This is a genomic window from Citrobacter sp. CK181, assembly GCF_030333595.1.
Lineage (GTDB): Bacteria > Pseudomonadota > Gammaproteobacteria > Enterobacterales > Enterobacteriaceae > Citrobacter_B > Citrobacter_B koseri.
The window spans coordinates 15,799-31,328 of sequence record NZ_JAOWFN010000013.1 but is presented as its reverse complement, the minus strand read 5'-3'; the positions used below and the strand labels follow the sequence as shown (position 1 = coordinate 31,328).

At 52.7% G+C, this 15,530-nt stretch carries 14 protein-coding genes; all 14 read right to left on the bottom strand.

Annotated features, from left to right (window positions below):
• Positions 1 to 92: 92 nt before the first annotated feature.
• Positions 93 to 1,133 (bottom strand): phosphate ABC transporter substrate-binding protein PstS, encoded by a 1,041-nt coding sequence (gene pstS / locus OGW17_RS11515; RefSeq protein WP_024130085.1) that lies wholly within the window; start codon positions 1,131 to 1,133, stop codon positions 93 to 95.
• A 319-nt stretch (positions 1,134 to 1,452) separates the two neighbouring features.
• On the bottom strand, positions 1,453 to 3,282 hold the full coding sequence (glmS, locus tag OGW17_RS11510; protein ID WP_071259083.1) for a glutamine--fructose-6-phosphate transaminase (isomerizing): 1,830 nt from the start codon (positions 3,280 to 3,282) through the stop codon (positions 1,453 to 1,455).
• Between the two features lie 240 nt (positions 3,283 to 3,522).
• A complete protein-coding gene (glmU, locus tag OGW17_RS11505) occupies positions 3,523 to 4,893 on the bottom strand; it encodes a bifunctional UDP-N-acetylglucosamine diphosphorylase/glucosamine-1-phosphate N-acetyltransferase GlmU (RefSeq protein ID WP_058668322.1) in 1,371 nt (456 codons plus the stop codon).
• 312 nt (positions 4,894 to 5,205) lie between these two features.
• Positions 5,206 to 5,625: a F0F1 ATP synthase subunit epsilon gene (locus OGW17_RS11500; protein WP_012000828.1), complete on the bottom strand. Its 420-nt coding sequence runs from the start codon at positions 5,623 to 5,625 to the stop codon at positions 5,206 to 5,208.
• Between the two features lie 20 nt (positions 5,626 to 5,645).
• The gene (gene atpD / locus OGW17_RS11495) at positions 5,646 to 7,028 is read right to left on the bottom strand and encodes a F0F1 ATP synthase subunit beta (RefSeq protein ID WP_012000829.1); all 1,383 of its coding nucleotides are present in this window, start codon (positions 7,026 to 7,028) and stop codon (positions 5,646 to 5,648) included.
• A gap of 26 nt (positions 7,029 to 7,054) precedes the next feature.
• Complete coding sequence (gene atpG, locus OGW17_RS11490) at positions 7,055 to 7,918, bottom strand: F0F1 ATP synthase subunit gamma (protein WP_047460091.1); 864 nt, start codon at positions 7,916 to 7,918, stop codon at positions 7,055 to 7,057.
• A 50-nt stretch (positions 7,919 to 7,968) separates the two neighbouring features.
• Entirely contained in the window at positions 7,969 to 9,510 is a 1,542-nt protein-coding gene (atpA, locus tag OGW17_RS11485) for a F0F1 ATP synthase subunit alpha (RefSeq protein ID WP_012000831.1), read from the bottom strand.
• Positions 9,511 to 9,522: 12 nt separating this feature from the next.
• Entirely contained in the window at positions 9,523 to 10,056 is a 534-nt protein-coding gene (gene atpH / locus OGW17_RS11480) for a F0F1 ATP synthase subunit delta (RefSeq protein ID WP_012000833.1), read from the bottom strand.
• A 14-nt stretch (positions 10,057 to 10,070) separates the two neighbouring features.
• Entirely contained in the window at positions 10,071 to 10,541 is a 471-nt protein-coding gene (gene atpF, locus OGW17_RS11475) for a F0F1 ATP synthase subunit B (protein ID WP_003827022.1), read from the bottom strand.
• 59 nt (positions 10,542 to 10,600) lie between these two features.
• Positions 10,601 to 10,840: a F0F1 ATP synthase subunit C gene (gene atpE / locus OGW17_RS11470; protein WP_000429386.1), complete on the bottom strand. Its 240-nt coding sequence runs from the start codon at positions 10,838 to 10,840 to the stop codon at positions 10,601 to 10,603.
• A 47-nt stretch (positions 10,841 to 10,887) separates the two neighbouring features.
• A complete protein-coding gene (gene atpB / locus OGW17_RS11465; RefSeq protein WP_047460083.1) occupies positions 10,888 to 11,703 on the bottom strand; it encodes a F0F1 ATP synthase subunit A in 816 nt (271 codons plus the stop codon).
• An 8-nt stretch (positions 11,704 to 11,711) separates the two neighbouring features.
• Positions 11,712 to 12,092 carry a F0F1 ATP synthase subunit I gene (gene atpI, locus OGW17_RS11460; protein ID WP_012131096.1) on the bottom strand — a complete coding sequence of 127 codons (381 nt, stop codon included), beginning with the start codon at positions 12,090 to 12,092 and terminating at the stop codon, positions 11,712 to 11,714.
• Between the two features lie 615 nt (positions 12,093 to 12,707).
• Positions 12,708 to 13,331 carry a 16S rRNA (guanine(527)-N(7))-methyltransferase RsmG gene (gene rsmG / locus OGW17_RS11455; protein WP_047460080.1) on the bottom strand — a complete coding sequence of 208 codons (624 nt, stop codon included), beginning with the start codon at positions 13,329 to 13,331 and terminating at the stop codon, positions 12,708 to 12,710.
• Between the two features lie 102 nt (positions 13,332 to 13,433).
• A complete protein-coding gene (gene mnmG / locus OGW17_RS11450) occupies positions 13,434 to 15,323 on the bottom strand; it encodes a tRNA uridine-5-carboxymethylaminomethyl(34) synthesis enzyme MnmG (protein WP_071259081.1) in 1,890 nt (629 codons plus the stop codon).
• Between the last annotated feature and the right edge of the window lie 207 nt (positions 15,324 to 15,530).

Here is a 15,530-nt window from a genome sequence, read left to right as displayed (position 1 = left end):
CTACGCTTATCCGGCCTACAAATCGGGCCTACAGTCGGAACTGTAGGGCGGATAAGCGTAGCGCCATCCGCCAGTTCGTTAAAGATATTCTATTAGTACAGCGCTTTACCGCTACTGTCCTTCACATTGGTCTTCCATGCTGCACGAACCTGCTCAACAACGCTGTCCGGCAGGCTGGCGTAATCCAGGTCATTCGCCTGTTTGCCGCCATTTTTGTATGCCCAGTCGAAGAACTTCAGCACTTCAGCGCCCTGCTCAGGTTTCTTCTGCTCTTTGTGGACCAGGATGAAGGTGGTGGAAGTGATTGGCCACGCATCGTCACCTTGCTGGTTCGTCAGATCCTGAGCGAAAGAGGTGCTCCAGTCAGCGCCTTTCGCGGCGTTAGCAAAGCTCTCTTCGGTCGGGCTTACGGGTTTACCATCCGCTGAAATCAGTTTGGTGTAAGCCAGGTTGTTCTGCTTCGCATAAGCGTATTCAACATAGCCGATAGAGCCCGGCAGACGCTGTACGAATGCGGCAATACCGTCGTTACCTTTACCGCCCAGACCGGTCGGCCAGTTAACGGTAGAGCCAGCGCCGACTTTAGATTTCCACTCTTCGTTCACTTTCGCCAGGTAGCTGGTGAAAACGAAGGAGGTGCCGGAACCATCTGCACGACGCACAACGGCGATGTTCTGAGAAGGCAGTTTCAGACCCGGGTTCAGTTTGGTGATGGCTTCATCATCCCACTTCTTAATTTTACCCAGGTAGATGTCACCCAGGGTTTTCCCATCCAGCACCAGTTCGCCAGACTTCAGACCCGGGATATTCACCGCCAGCACTACGCCGCCAATGACGGTCGGGAACTGGAACAGACCTTCCTGCTCCAGTTTTTCGTCAGACAGCGGAGCGTCGGATGCACCGAAATCAACGGTGTTAGCCGTAATTTGTTTTACACCACCGGAGGAGCCGATACCCTGGTAGTTTACTTTGCTACCGGTCTCTTTCTGATAGGTATCAGCCCATTTGGCATACACCGGCGCAGGGAAAGTTGCACCTGCACCTGTCAGGCTCGCTGCTGCGAAAGCAGAGAACGCGCTCATGGATAAGGTCGCGGCGACAACAGTTGCGACAGTGGTACGCATGACTTTCATAATGTCTCCTGCAAGATTTTCGTAAATCATTGTTAAGTGGCTACGATGAGCAAAATAGGACAAACAGGTGACAGTTAAATGTACGAAATATGACAGTTTTATGACAACGGAAACTGATGAAATAAATCACAGAAAAAACAATTTATAAACAATCAGTTAATTCACTTCATGACAATGCGATTTCATGAAAATTTTCTTTTTATGACACTGAAAACAGTAGCTGAAGATGACGGTTTGTCACATTAAAACGATGGGAGAATTGATTAAAAACAGAACAGCGCAGAAAAAAATGCCCCACTTTCGCAGGGCATCGTCACGATTACTCAACGGTAACTGATTTCGCCAGGTTACGCGGCTGGTCCACATCGGTGCCTTTGATCAGCGCAACGTGATACGCCAGCAGTTGCAGCGGAACGGTGTAGAAGACCGGTGCAATCACCTCTTCCACATGCGGCATCTCAATGATGTGCATGTTGTCGCTGCTGACAAAACCGGCATCCTGGTCGGCGAAGACGTACAACTGGCCGCCACGGGCGCGGACTTCTTCGATGTTGGATTTCAGTTTTTCCAGCAGTTCGTTGTTCGGCGCCACCACGATAACCGGCATATCTGCGTCGATCAGCGCCAGCGGGCCATGTTTCAGCTCACCTGCCGCATACGCTTCTGCGTGAATATAAGAGATCTCTTTCAGCTTCAGCGCGCCTTCCAGCGCAATCGGATACTGATCGCCACGGCCCAGGAACAGGGCATGGTGTTTGTCAGAGAAATCTTCCGCCAGCGCTTCGATACGCTTGTCCTGAGACAGCATCTGTTCAATACGGCTCGGCAGCGCCTGCAAACCGTGAACGATGTCGTGCTCGATAGACGCATCCAGACCTTTCAGACGCGCCAGCTTCGCCACCAGCATCAGCAGAACGGTCAGCTGAGTGGTAAACGCTTTGGTGGAGGCCACGCCGATTTCCGTCCCGGCGTTGGTCATCATCGCCAGATCGGATTCACGCACCAGAGAAGAACCCGGAACGTTACAGATGGCGAGAGAACCCAGATAGCCCAGCTCTTTCGACAAGCGCAGACCAGCCAGGGTATCTGCCGTTTCGCCAGACTGAGACAGGGTGATCATCAGGCTGTTACGACGCACGGCGGATTTGCGGTAGCGGAATTCAGAGGCGATTTCGACGTCGCACGGAATACCGGCCAGCGATTCAAACCAGTAGCGAGAAACCATACCGGAGTTATACGACGTGCCGCAGGCGATAATCTGAATATGTTCAACCTGAGACAGCAGTTCATTCGCTTTTGGCCCCAGCTCGCTTAAATCCACTTCACCGTGGCTGATACGCCCGGTCAGCGTATTTTTAATCGCATTCGGCTGTTCGTAGATCTCTTTCTGCATGTAGTGGCGGTAAATACCTTTATCGCCCGCATCATATTGCAGACTGGATTCGATATCCTGACGTTTCACTTCCGCGCCGGATTTATCGAAAATGGAGACCGAACGACGGGTCACTTCCGCAATATCGCCTTCTTCCAGGAAGATGAAGCGACGGGTTACCGGCAGCAGCGCCAGCTGGTCGGAAGCGATAAAGTTTTCGCCCATACCCAGACCGATAACCAGCGGGCTGCCAGAGCGCGCCGCCAGCAGCGTATCCGGGTGACGGGTATCCATGATTACCGTGCCGTACGCGCCGCGCAGTTGCGGAATCGCACGCATAACCGCTTCACGCAGCGTCCCGCCCTGTTCCAGCTCCCAGTGCACTAAGTGAGCAATCACTTCGGTGTCGGTCTCAGAAACGAAGGTATAACCACGCGCTTTCAGTTCTTCACGCAGTGGTTCATGGTTTTCGATGATGCCGTTATGCACCACCACAATGTGGTCAGAAACATGCGGATGCGCGTTTGCTTCCGAAGGTTCTCCGTGGGTCGCCCAGCGGGTGTGAGCAATACCGGTGCCGCCATGCAGAGGATGGTCTTCCGCTGCCTGGGCCAGCATCTGTACTTTACCAAGGCGACGCAGACGGGTCATGTGACCTTCCGCATCAACCACGGCCAGACCGGCAGAGTCATAACCACGGTATTCCAGACGACGTAAACCTTCGAGAAGGATTTCAGCTACATCACGTTGCGCGATAGCGCCAACAATTCCACACATAGTATTTAATTCCGATTTTGGCATTATGCCTGTCGTTGTCGCCGACCTGTATACCCGTATTTTCGGGCGCCCCGAGCCTTGTAGAGAGTGGGGTTATTTTTATAGGTACTGCTTTTGGGCGAGCGATATATCTTTATCGCCTCATCCCTCATCTGCCGGATGGCGCTTACGCTTATCCGGCCTACAGAACGTCATCGAACGTAGGCCGGATAAGGCAAAGCCGCCATCCGGCAAAAAGACTTACTTCTTCTTCACCGGACGCTGCCAGCCCTGCTTATGCACCTGCGGCACGCGGCTTAACACCAGTTCGTTATCCGCGACATTGCGGGTAACGGTTGTGCCGGCGGCGATGGTCGCACCTTTACCCACGGTAACTGGCGCCACCAACTGAGTATCAGAACCGACAAACACATCATCGCCAATAATCGTTTTGAATTTATTTGCGCCATCGTAGTTGCAGGTAATGGTGCCCGCGCCGATATTCACGTTGTCGCCAATTTCCGCATCACCCAGATAGCTCAGGTGGCCCGCTTTCGAACCTTTCCCCAGACGCGCTTTTTTCATTTCAACGAAGTTGCCGACATGAGCGCCTTCCCGCAGTTCTGCGCCAGGGCGCAGACGGGCAAACGGACCAATAGTACAGGCCGCTTCCAGGTGCGCATCTTCCACCACGCTGTACGGGCTGATGTCACAGTCATCGCCAATCACGCTGTTTTTAATAACGCAACCCGCGCCAATCTTCACGCGGTGACCCAGCGTGACGTTGCCTTCGATGATAACGTTAGTATCAATTTCAACATCGCGCCCGTGGGTGAGAGCGCCGCGCAGGTCAAAACGCGCGGGATCGCGCAGCATCACACCGGCCAGCAGCAGCTTTTCGGCCTGCTCGGACTGATAAACGCGTTCCAGACGAGAGAGTTGCAGACGGTTGTTTACGCCTTCCACTTCGCTTAAACGATCCGGGTGTACAGCAGCGATTTCGCGGCCTTCCTGATATGCCAGCGCAATGATGTCGGTAATGTAATATTCACCCTGAGCATTATTGTTGGTCAGTTTCGCCAGCCAGCGCTTCATGTCCGCACCATTAGCGATCAGGATACCGGTATTGATTTCCTGGATCTGACGCTGTTCGTCGGTGGCATCTTTATGCTCAACGATGCCGGTCACTTTACCGTTCTCACGCGTAATACGACCGTAACCGCTCGGATCGTCCAGCTTCACGGTTAACAAACCAATGCCGCCCTGCGGTTTGGCGTCACGCAGACGCTGTAAGGTTTCCACAGAGATCAGCGGCACATCGCCATAGAGCATTAAAATGTCTTCGTCATCGCTAAAGAACGGCGCCGCCTGCTGCATCGCATGACCCGTTCCCAGTTGCTCTGCCTGCAAAACCCAGTTCAGGTTGTCATTTTTAAGGGTGTTTTTAAGCAGATCGCCGCCGTGGCCATAGACCAGATGCACCTGAGATGCGCCTAATTCATTAGCGGCATCAATGACATGCTGAACCATCGCTTTTCCCGCAAGGGTATGCAGCACTTTAGGAAGATCGGAATACATACGCGTGCCTTTGCCTGCGGCAAGGATCACTACGCTCATAGCACTATTCAACATACGCGTCCTGACTGTAATTTGAGAACGAATTTATACCGTTTCACATTGAAAATACTACATTTTTTTCATCGTGAAATGGGCAGAAGAGAAAACGCTCAATGCGGGGTTTTCACCGCTTGTTAATGGGATATTTTCGTTCATCGCCCTGCCTTTTGTCTTCAGAAAAGTCAGACTTACCTTTCATTAAAGGCTTAGGTTAATGTTTTTGCTATTTTTTTGACCCATGAATAAAGATGAAAGAGCACGGAATAACATTCAGGCAAAAAAAAACCAGCCTGATTTCAGACTGGTTTTTATGCTTTCAAGCCGGTGTTACATCGCTTTTTTGGTCAACTCGATAACGCGCAGTTTGGCGATCGCTTTGGCCAGTTCCGCAGATGCCTGAGCGTAATCCACGTCACCATGAGAGCTCTTAATGCGCTCTTCAGCCTTACGTTTCGCTTCCAGAGCTCGCGCTTCGTCGAGATCCTGGCCGCGAATCGCGGTATCAGCCAGTACGGTCACGCTGCCAGGCTGCACTTCAAGAATGCCGCCAGACAGGTAGATAAACTCTTCATGACCGAACTGTTTAACGATGCGGATCATACCAGGCTTAATGGCGGTGAGCAGCGGCGCGTGGCCCGGGTAAATACCCAGTTCACCTTCACTACCCGTTACCTGGATTTTTTCGACCAGACCAGAGAACATTTGTTGCTCTGCGCTGACGACGTCCAGGTGGTAAGTCATTGCCATATCACCCTCCGATTAAGGCGTTAAAGTTTTTTGGCTTTTTCCACGGCTTCGTCGATGGAACCGACCATGTAGAACGCCTGCTCCGGCAGGTGATCGTATTCGCCTTCCATGATGCCTTTAAAGCCACGGATGGTGTCTTTCAGGGAGACATATTTACCTGGAGAGCCGGTAAATACTTCTGCCACGAAGAACGGCTGGGACAGGAAGCGCTGGATCTTACGTGCGCGAGCTACCACCAGTTTGTCTTCTTCAGACAGTTCATCCATACCCAGGATGGCGATGATGTCTTTCAGTTCCTGGTAACGTTGCAGGATAGACTGTACGCCACGCGCAGTGTCGTAGTGCTCCTGACCAACAACCAACGGGTCCAGCTGACGGCTGGTGGAATCCAGCGGGTCAACGGCCGGGTAGATACCCAGAGACGCGATCTGACGGCTCAGTACCACGGTTGCGTCAAGGTGCGCAAAGGTGGTGGCTGGAGACGGGTCAGTCAAGTCATCCGCAGGTACGTATACCGCCTGTACGGAGGTGATAGAACCGGTTTTGGTGGAGGTGATACGTTCCTGCAAAACACCCATCTCTTCCGCCAGGGTCGGCTGGTAACCTACCGCTGAAGGCATACGACCCAGCAGTGCGGATACTTCCGTACCGGCCAGGGTGTAACGGTAGATGTTGTCGACGAACAGCAGAACGTCACGACCTTCGTCACGGAATTTCTCCGCCATGGTCAGGCCGGTCAGCGCAACGCGCAGACGGTTTCCCGGCGGCTCGTTCATCTGGCCGTAAACCAGGGATACTTTGTCGATAACGTTGGAGTCGGTCATTTCGTGGTAGAAGTCGTTACCCTCACGAGTACGTTCACCTACGCCTGCAAACACGGAGTAACCGGAGTGTTCGATCGCGATGTTACGGATCAGCTCCATCATGTTTACGGTTTTACCTACACCCGCACCACCGAACAGACCCACTTTACCGCCCTTCGCGAACGGACACATCAGGTCGATAACTTTGATACCGGTTTCCAGCAGTTCCTGAGAGTTTGACAACTCTTCGTAGGACGGTGCCGCACGGTGGATAGCCCAACGCTCTTCTTCACCGATCTCGCCTTTCATGTCTACTGGTTCGCCCAGTACGTTCATGATACGACCCAGCGTTGCTTTACCTACCGGGACTTCGATCGGGTGCTCAAGGTCTTTCACATCCAGACCACGACGCAGGCCGTCGGAAGAACCCATGGCGATGGTACGTACGATACCGCCACCGAGCTGCTGCTGAACTTCCAGCACCAGATGTTCATTACCATTCTGCACCTCAAGGGCGTCGTACACGCGCGGTACGGCATCCTGAGGGAACTCGACGTCAACTACGGCGCCGATTACCTGGACAATTTTTCCAGTAGCCATCTTGAATCCTCTACGAATTAACCTGGTTATACCGCGGATGCACCACCGACGATTTCGGTGAGTTCCTGAGTAATGCTGGCCTGACGAGCTTTGTTGTATACCAACTGCAACTCTTTAATCAGGCTGCCGCCATTGTCGGTCGCGGCTTTCATCGCCACCATACGTGCGGCCTGCTCGCTGGCCAGGTTTTCTACCACGCCCTGATAAACCTGAGATTCCACATAGCGACGCAGGAGGGTATCCAGCAGCGCTTTCGGATCGGGTTCGTACAGGTAATCCCAGGTTTTACGTTTCAGTTCATCATCCTCTGAAGCCGGTAACGGCAGCAGCTGAGTGATAGTCGGAACCTGAGACATGGTGTTAATAAATTTGTTGCTGACAATGTAAAGCTTGTCCAGACGGCCTTCATCATAGGCCTGCAACATCACTTTTACCGGGCCGATCAGTTCGGACAGGGATGGGTTATCCCCCATACCCGTCACCTGGGCGACAACATTGCCACCTACGGAACTAAAGAAAGACACGCCTTTAGAGCCGATCATTGCGAGGTCGCACTGAACGCCTTTATCGGACCATGCTTTCATATCCGCCAGCAGTTTCTTGAACAGGTTAATGTTCAAGCCACCGCACAGACCACGGTCGGTCGACACCACCAGGTAGCCCACGCGCTTAACGTCGCGTTCTTCCAGATAGGGGTGCTTATATTCCAGATTACCGTTCGCAAGGTGACCAATCACTTTGCGCATGGTATCTGCATAAGGACGGCTGGCCGCCATGCGATCCTGCGATTTACGCATTTTGGAAGCGGCGACCATCTCCATCGCTTTAGTGATCTTTTGCGTGTTCTGGACGCTTGCGATCTTACTACGTATCTCTTTTGCGCCGGCCATGAGCTTCTCCTCAATGCCTTGCGGCCTGCCTTAAGGCAGGCCACCAGACGTTACCAGGACTGGGTTGCTTTGAAGGAATCGAGGATGCCTTTCAGCTTGCCTTCGATTTCGTCGTTATAGCCACCGGACTGGTTGATCTCTTGCATCAACGGAGCGTGATCACGGTCGACGTAAGCCAGCAGAGCGGCTTCGAAGCTACCGATTTTCGCCAGTTCTACATCCGCCAGATAACCACGTTCTGCCGCGAACAGAACCAGAGACTGCTGCGCAACGGACATCGGCGCATACTGTTTCTGTTTCAGCAGTTCAGTCACTTTCTGACCGTGGTCAAGCTGTTTACGGGTTGCATCGTCAAGGTCAGATGCAAACTGGGAGAACGCCGCCAGTTCACGATACTGCGCCAGCGCGGTACGGATACCACCGGACAGTTTCTTCATGATCTTGGTCTGCGCCGCACCACCAACACGGGATACGGAGATACCCGGGTTAACCGCAGGACGAATACCAGAGTTAAACAGGTTGGTTTCCAGGAAGATCTGACCATCGGTAATAGAAATTACGTTGGTCGGAACGAACGCAGAAACGTCACCCGCCTGGGTTTCGATAATCGGCAGCGCAGTCAGAGAACCGGTTTTCCCTTTCACTTCACCTTTAGTGAAGGCTTCAACGTATTCAACGTTAACACGCGCAGCACGCTCCAGCAGACGAGAGTGGAGGTAGAATACGTCGCCCGGGAATGCTTCACGTCCTGGCGGACGACGGAGCAGCAGGGAGATCTGACGATAAGCAACAGCCTGTTTGGACAGGTCATCGTAGATGATCAGCGCATCTTCGCCGCGATCGCGGAAGTATTCGCCCATTGCGCAACCGGCATACGGCGCCAGGTATTGCAGTGCGGCAGATTCAGATGCGGTTGCAACCACAACGATGGTATTTTGCAGCGCGCCGTGTTCTTCCAGCTTACGAACCACGTTAGAGATGGTGGACGCTTTCTGGCCGATAGCCACGTAGACGCACTTGATGCCGGAATCACGCTGGTTGATGATGGCGTCGATTGCCAGAGCGGTTTTACCGGTCTGACGGTCACCGATGATCAATTCACGCTGGCCACGACCGATTGGGATCATGGAGTCAACGGCTTTATAACCCGTCTGAACAGGCTGATCAACGGACTGACGTTCGATTACGCCCGGCGCGATAGCTTCAACAGCAGAGAAGCCGTCGTGCTCAACCGGACCTTTACCGTCGATTGGCGCGCCCAGGGTGTTAACCACACGGCCCAGCAGGCCACGGCCAACCGGAACTTCCAGGATACGGCCAGTACATTTAACCTTCATGCCTTCGGCAAGGTCAGCGTACGGACCCATCACAACCGCACCTACAGAGTCGCGCTCCAGGTTCAGTGCGATAGCGTAACGGTTACCCGGCAGGGAGATCATTTCACCCTGCATACAATCGGCCAGGCCGTGAATGCGGATAACACCGTCACTTACAGAAACAATAGTACCTTCGTTGTGAGCTTCACTCACAACATTGAACTGAGCAATGCGCTGCTTGATCAGTTCGCTGATTTCGGTGGAATTCAGTTGCATGCTCCAGTCCCCTTAAGACTGCAAGACGTCTGCAAGGCGTTCAAGACGGCCGCGTACGCTGCCATCAATGACCATATCACCCGCTCGGATGATAACGCCTGCCATTACAGACTTATCGATTTTGCAATTCAGCTTAACTTTGCGTGACAGACGTTTTTCCATCGCAGCGCTAATTTTCGCAAGCTGTTCTTCACTCAATGCGGTGGCGGAAGTTACCTCAACTTCAGAGGTGGACTCACTCGCGGCGCGCAGGTGAATAAACTGCTCCAGAACATCCGGGAGCGCGTTCAGACGATTATTTTCAGCCATCACCCGAATCAGGTTCTGACCGTTTTCGTCCAGTTGCTCACCGCAGACTGCGATAAACGACTCAGCGAGCGTTTCCGGCGCCAGCGCGCCAGAGAGAAGCTCTGCCATTTGTTCGTTCTTGGTTACCTCGGCGGCAAACGCCAGCATGTCCTGCCAGCGCTCTACACTTTGGTGTTCGACGGCAAAGTCAAAAGCTGCTTTGGCGTAGGGGCGAGCTACCGTAACAAATTCAGACATCAGCCCCTCCCTCCTTACAGTTCAGCGACAAGTTTGTCCACGATGTCGCTGTTAGCAGCTTCATCCACGGAACGTTCGATGATCTTCTCGGCGCCAGCAACAGCCAGGATAGCAACTTGCTTACGCAGCTCTTCACGGGCACGTTTACGCTCGGCGTCAATTTCCGCCTGCGCCTGGGCCACGATTTTAGTACGTTCCTGCTCTGCTTCAGTTTTGGCTTCATCCAGGATCTGAGCGCGACGTTTGTTCGCCTGCTCAATGATTACCTGAGCTTCCGCCTTCGCTTTTTTCAGCTGGTCGGTCGCGCTGGCCTTTGCAAGGTCAAGGTCCTTATGTGCTCGTTCTGCGGAAGCAAGACCGTCAGCAATTTCTTTTTGACGTTTTTCGATGGCAGCCATTAACGGCGGCCATACGTACTTCATGCAGAACAGAACGAACAGGACAAACGCGATGGCCTGGCCGAGGATTGTTGCGTTAAGATTCACAGCACAATGCCTCTATCTAGTTAACGTTCTGATATTGCTCTTAATTCAAGCAACGCTTACTACGCGACAGCGAACATCACGTACAGACCCAGACCTACAGCGATCATCGGGATAGCATCCACCAGACCCATAACGATAAAGAACTGAGTACGCAGCAGAGGAATCAGATCAGGTTGACGCGCTGCGCCTTCCAGGAATTTACCCCCGAGGATGCCGATACCGATCGCAGCACCGATTGCCGCCAGACCCATCATCACAGCGGCAGCCATGTACAGCAGATCCATATTCAGGTTTTCCATGACAGTCTCCAGTTTGTTTCAGTTAAAACGTAGTAGTGTTGGTAAAATTAATGCTCTTCAGACGCCATCGACAGATAGACAATCGTCAGAACCATGAAGATGAAGGCTTGCAGCGTAATGATCAGGATGTGGAAAATGGCCCACGGCACATTCAGAATCCACTGTGACCACCACGGCAACAGACCAGCAATCAGAATGAAAATCAGCTCACCGGCATACATGTTGCCGAACAGTCGCAGACCGAGTGATACCGGTTTGGACAGCAGACTTACCCCTTCAAGGATTAAGTTGACAGGGATGAACGCCCAGTGATTGAACGGCTGTAGCGTCAACTCTTTCGTGAAGCCGCCGATGCCTTTCATTTTGATGCTGTAGAACAGAATGAGGATAAATACGCCCAGCGCCATCGACAGGGTGATGTTCACGTCAGCGGACGGAACGACACGCAGTGCCGGCAGACCGAAGATATGCTCGCCGATATACGGCAGCAGATCGATAGGCAGTAAGTCCATCAGGTTCATCAGGAATACCCAGACGAAGATCGTCAGGGCCAGCGGCGCAATCAGCTTGCTTTTGCCATGGTACATGTCTTTCACGCTACCATGCACAAAGCCGATGACCAGCTCAATCGCGGTCTGAAATTTACCTGGTACGCCGCTGGTCGCCTTTTTGGCTACGCTGCGGAACATAAGCAGGAACAACAGACCCAGCACCACCGAGAAGAACATGGAGTCAATATTGAGCGTCCAGAAGGTGGCTGGGGGGTTATGCGGATCCACCAGCGAGAATGTACGCAGGTCCAGCTGAAGGTTGTTCAGATGGTGTCCTATGTAATCCTGCGGCGTCATATTTTCTGAAGCCATGATGCCTTTTACCCTTTGTTGTTAATTACAGCCGGCGCCAGTATCTGAACCACCAGCACCAAAACCCACGTAACGATCAGCGGCAAAAATACCGCCTTAAAAACCGCCAACGCCACCACCAGTAGAACCAGCATCGCTAACACCTTGAAGGCTTCGCCGAAGGCGAATGACCAGGCCACGCGGCCTTTCGCAGGTGTATGCGCCTGGTGACGCCAGGCAAATATCATAAACAACATGTTAGGCAGCAACACTGCCAGGCCTCCGCATAAGGCGGAAGCGCCCCAGAAGGGGTCTTTGAGGCTAAACAGCAATCCACTTGCTATTACCGCCAGAAGCTGAATGAACAGAAGCTTACGAGCAACGTTTCGACTCAAGAGCGACACAGACATCACGTTTTTACTCCTGCTCCCTTCGAGGTATGCCGCGTGTCGTATAAAACGTTCTTTAAGGCTTAGAGTCAAGCATCAAAAAGCGGTCAAATTATACGGTGCGCCCTCGTGATTTCAAACAATAAGTAGCTAAAAGGTGAATAAATGTTTAAATATTTTTCCCTGGTGCACATTTATCACTTTTCATCAAACTGTGAACGATCATGCAAAACTGCAAATGGCGCGTAAATACTGGTGATAAAGCGTGCTTCGGATCACATATTGAGCATATTCGCCCCGGCAGTATTTATTTACTTGGCAAATGATGCCTTTTCATCTTTCTGATATTTAAGCCTAAAATCACTCACTATTTAAAAAACACCCGGTTACAAGCTAAAAACCATTCATTGACATTTATAATAAAAATTCAACATACCTGAGTGATTCTTAGGTTCAATTTTTAGCAACCTGATATTTTCAATGTTGATTAATTCATTTTTTAATAAAAAGAGCTACGTTGTAGCAATGATACAAAACGGTGAACTCATGGTTAACAGTAACAAGGTATAACTATTCGTTACCTCGCGATTGTTAACACGCGAGCGCCCGTTTTTTTTCTATTTTTTTTGATAAAAATTAAATTTTGTTTGGCTTAATGACCACCAAATGACGTTCGCCTTCCAGCTGCGGGACACGCAGTTTAACCACGGACTCGACGCTGAACGCCGCAGGCAGCGAGGCGATTTCCTCTTCCGGCAGTTGACCTTTTAACGCATAAAAGCGGCCATTTTCCCCCGGCAGGTGGCGACACCAGCTCAACATGTCATCGAGAGAGGCGAATGCACGGCTGATCACGCCATCAAACGGCGGCTCAGAAGGGAACTCTTCAACGCGGCTCTGCACTGGCGTAATATTTTCCAGCTTGAGTTCGTGCTGAACCTGGCGCAGAAAGCGTACCCGCTTGCCCAGGCTATCCAGCAGCGTGAAATGCGATTCAGGACGGACAATGGAGAGCGGGATCCCCGGCAGCCCCGGTCCCGTACCGACGTCAATAAAACGCTCCCCTTGCAGGTGCGGCGCCACAACGATGCTGTCCAGAATATGGCGTACCAGCATCTCGTTAGGATCCCGCACCGACGTCAGGTTGTAGGCTTTGTTCCATTTGTGCAGCATATCGACATACGCAATCAGCTGATTTTTCTGGTGATCGGTAAGCGAAATGCCTGCTTCATCCAGCAGACGGGAGAGTTTGTTAAGCACGGTCGTTACCTGTTAATAATCAAATGCCCGATGCGCTTTCGCTTATCGGGCCTACAAATTTGTAGGGCGGGCAAGCGAAGCGCCCCCGCCAAATTAGTGTTATCAAGCGCTGCGACGCAGCATTCCCTGTTTCTTCAGCCACACCAGCAAAATTGAAATCGCCGCGGGCGTAACGCCGGAAATGCGCGACGCCTGACCGATAGAGACCGGTTTGTGATCGTTCAGCTTGGCGATAACTTCATTCGACAGACCAGAAACCTGGCGATAATCCAGCGTTGCAGGCAGCAATGTGTTCTCGTTACGCAGCTGTTTTTCGATCTCATCCTGCTGACGGGCGATATAGCCTTCGTATTTTACCTGAATCTCAACCTGCTCAGCGGCCTGCGCATCATCAAGACCCGGAGTGAACGGTGTCAGCGAAGTCAGCTGCGCGTAGGTCATTTCCGGGCGACGCAGCAGATCTTCACCGCTGGCTTCACGCGACAGCGGCGCAGTCAGGTGAGCGTTCACTTCGCCGGCCGATTCCGCCGACGGCGTTACCCAGGTGGATTTCAGACGCTGACGTTCGCGTTCGATATTCTCCAGTTTCTCGTTGAAGCGCGCCCAGCGCTCATCATCCACCAGGCCCAGCTCGCGGCCCATTTCGGTCAGACGCAGGTCGGCGTTATCTTCACGCAACATCAGGCGGTATTCCGCGCGGGAGGTAAACATGCGGTACGGTTCTTTGGTGCCCAGCGTGCAAAGATCGTCCACCAGCACGCCGAGGTAAGCCTGAGAACGCGCAGGCGCCCAGCCTTCTTTGTCCGCAGACAGACGGGCGGCGTTCAGACCGGCGAGCAAACCTTGCGCGGCCGCTTCTTCGTAACCTGTCGTCCCGTTGATTTGCCCGGCGAAGAACAATCCCTGGATAAATTTGCTCTCCAGCGTTGGTTTCAGGTCGCGCGGATCGAAGAAATCGTACTCAATGGCATAACCAGGACGCACGATTTTCGCGTTTTCCATCCCCTGCATTGAGCGGACGATCTGCATCTGCACATCGAACGGCAGGCTGGTGGAGATACCGTTCGGGTAAATTTCGTTAGAGGTCAGTCCTTCCGGTTCAAGGAAGATCTGATGCTGGTTGCGATCGGCAAAGCGCATGACTTTATCTTCGATCGACGGGCAGTAACGCGGGCCGATCCCTTCGATCACACCGGCATACATCGGACTGCGATCGAGGTTGTTGCGGATCACATCATGGGTTTTTTCGTTGGTATGCGTGATGTAGCACGGCACCTGCTGCGGATGCTGGGACGCGTTGCCCATGAACGAGAACACAGGCATCGGGTTATCGCCGTGCTGCTGCGCCAGTACGCTAAAATCAATGGTGCGCGCATCAATACGCGGCGGCGTACCGGTTTTCAGACGGCTGACGCGCAGCGGAAGTTCACGCAGGCGGCGAGACAGTGGAATGGATGGCGGATCGCCTGCACGGCCGCCGCTGTAGTTATCCAGACCAATATGAATTTTGCCGTCAAGGAAAGTCCCGACGGTGAGAACCACCGCTTTAGCCCGGAATTTCAGGCCCATCTGGGTAACTGCGCCCACGACGCGATCGTTTTCAACAATCAGATCTTCAACCGCCTGCTGGAAGATCATCAGGTTCGGCTGATTCTCCAGCGCAGTACGCACCGCCTGGCGATATAGCACTCGATCCGCCTGTGCGCGAGTCGCACGAACGGCCGGACCTTTGCTTGCGTTTAGTATCCTAAACTGGATACCCGCCTGGTCGATCGCTTTCGCCATCAGCCCGCCGAGCGCATCCACTTCTTTTACCAGGTGTCCCTTCCCAATACCGCCAATGGCCGGGTTGCAGCTCATTTGCCCCAGCGTGTCGATATTGTGTGTCAAAAGCAGGGTCTGTTGCCCCATACGCGCTGCGGCCATTGCGGCCTCAGTGCCTGCATGACCCCCGCCAATGATGATGACGTCAAAAGGATCCGGATAAAACATGGTAATTGCCTCGCATACGGCGGTGTGAAAGTGGATTGAAGCCCGGGTCGTGGATTCTACTCAACTTTAGCCGCTGGAGAAAGTCCCGGGATCCTGGGTATTAAAAAGAAGATCTTTTTATTTAGAGATCTGTTTTATTGTGATCTCTTATTAGGATCGCGATTGTCTGTGGATAACCAGGATCCGCTGAATAAGATCAACAAGTTG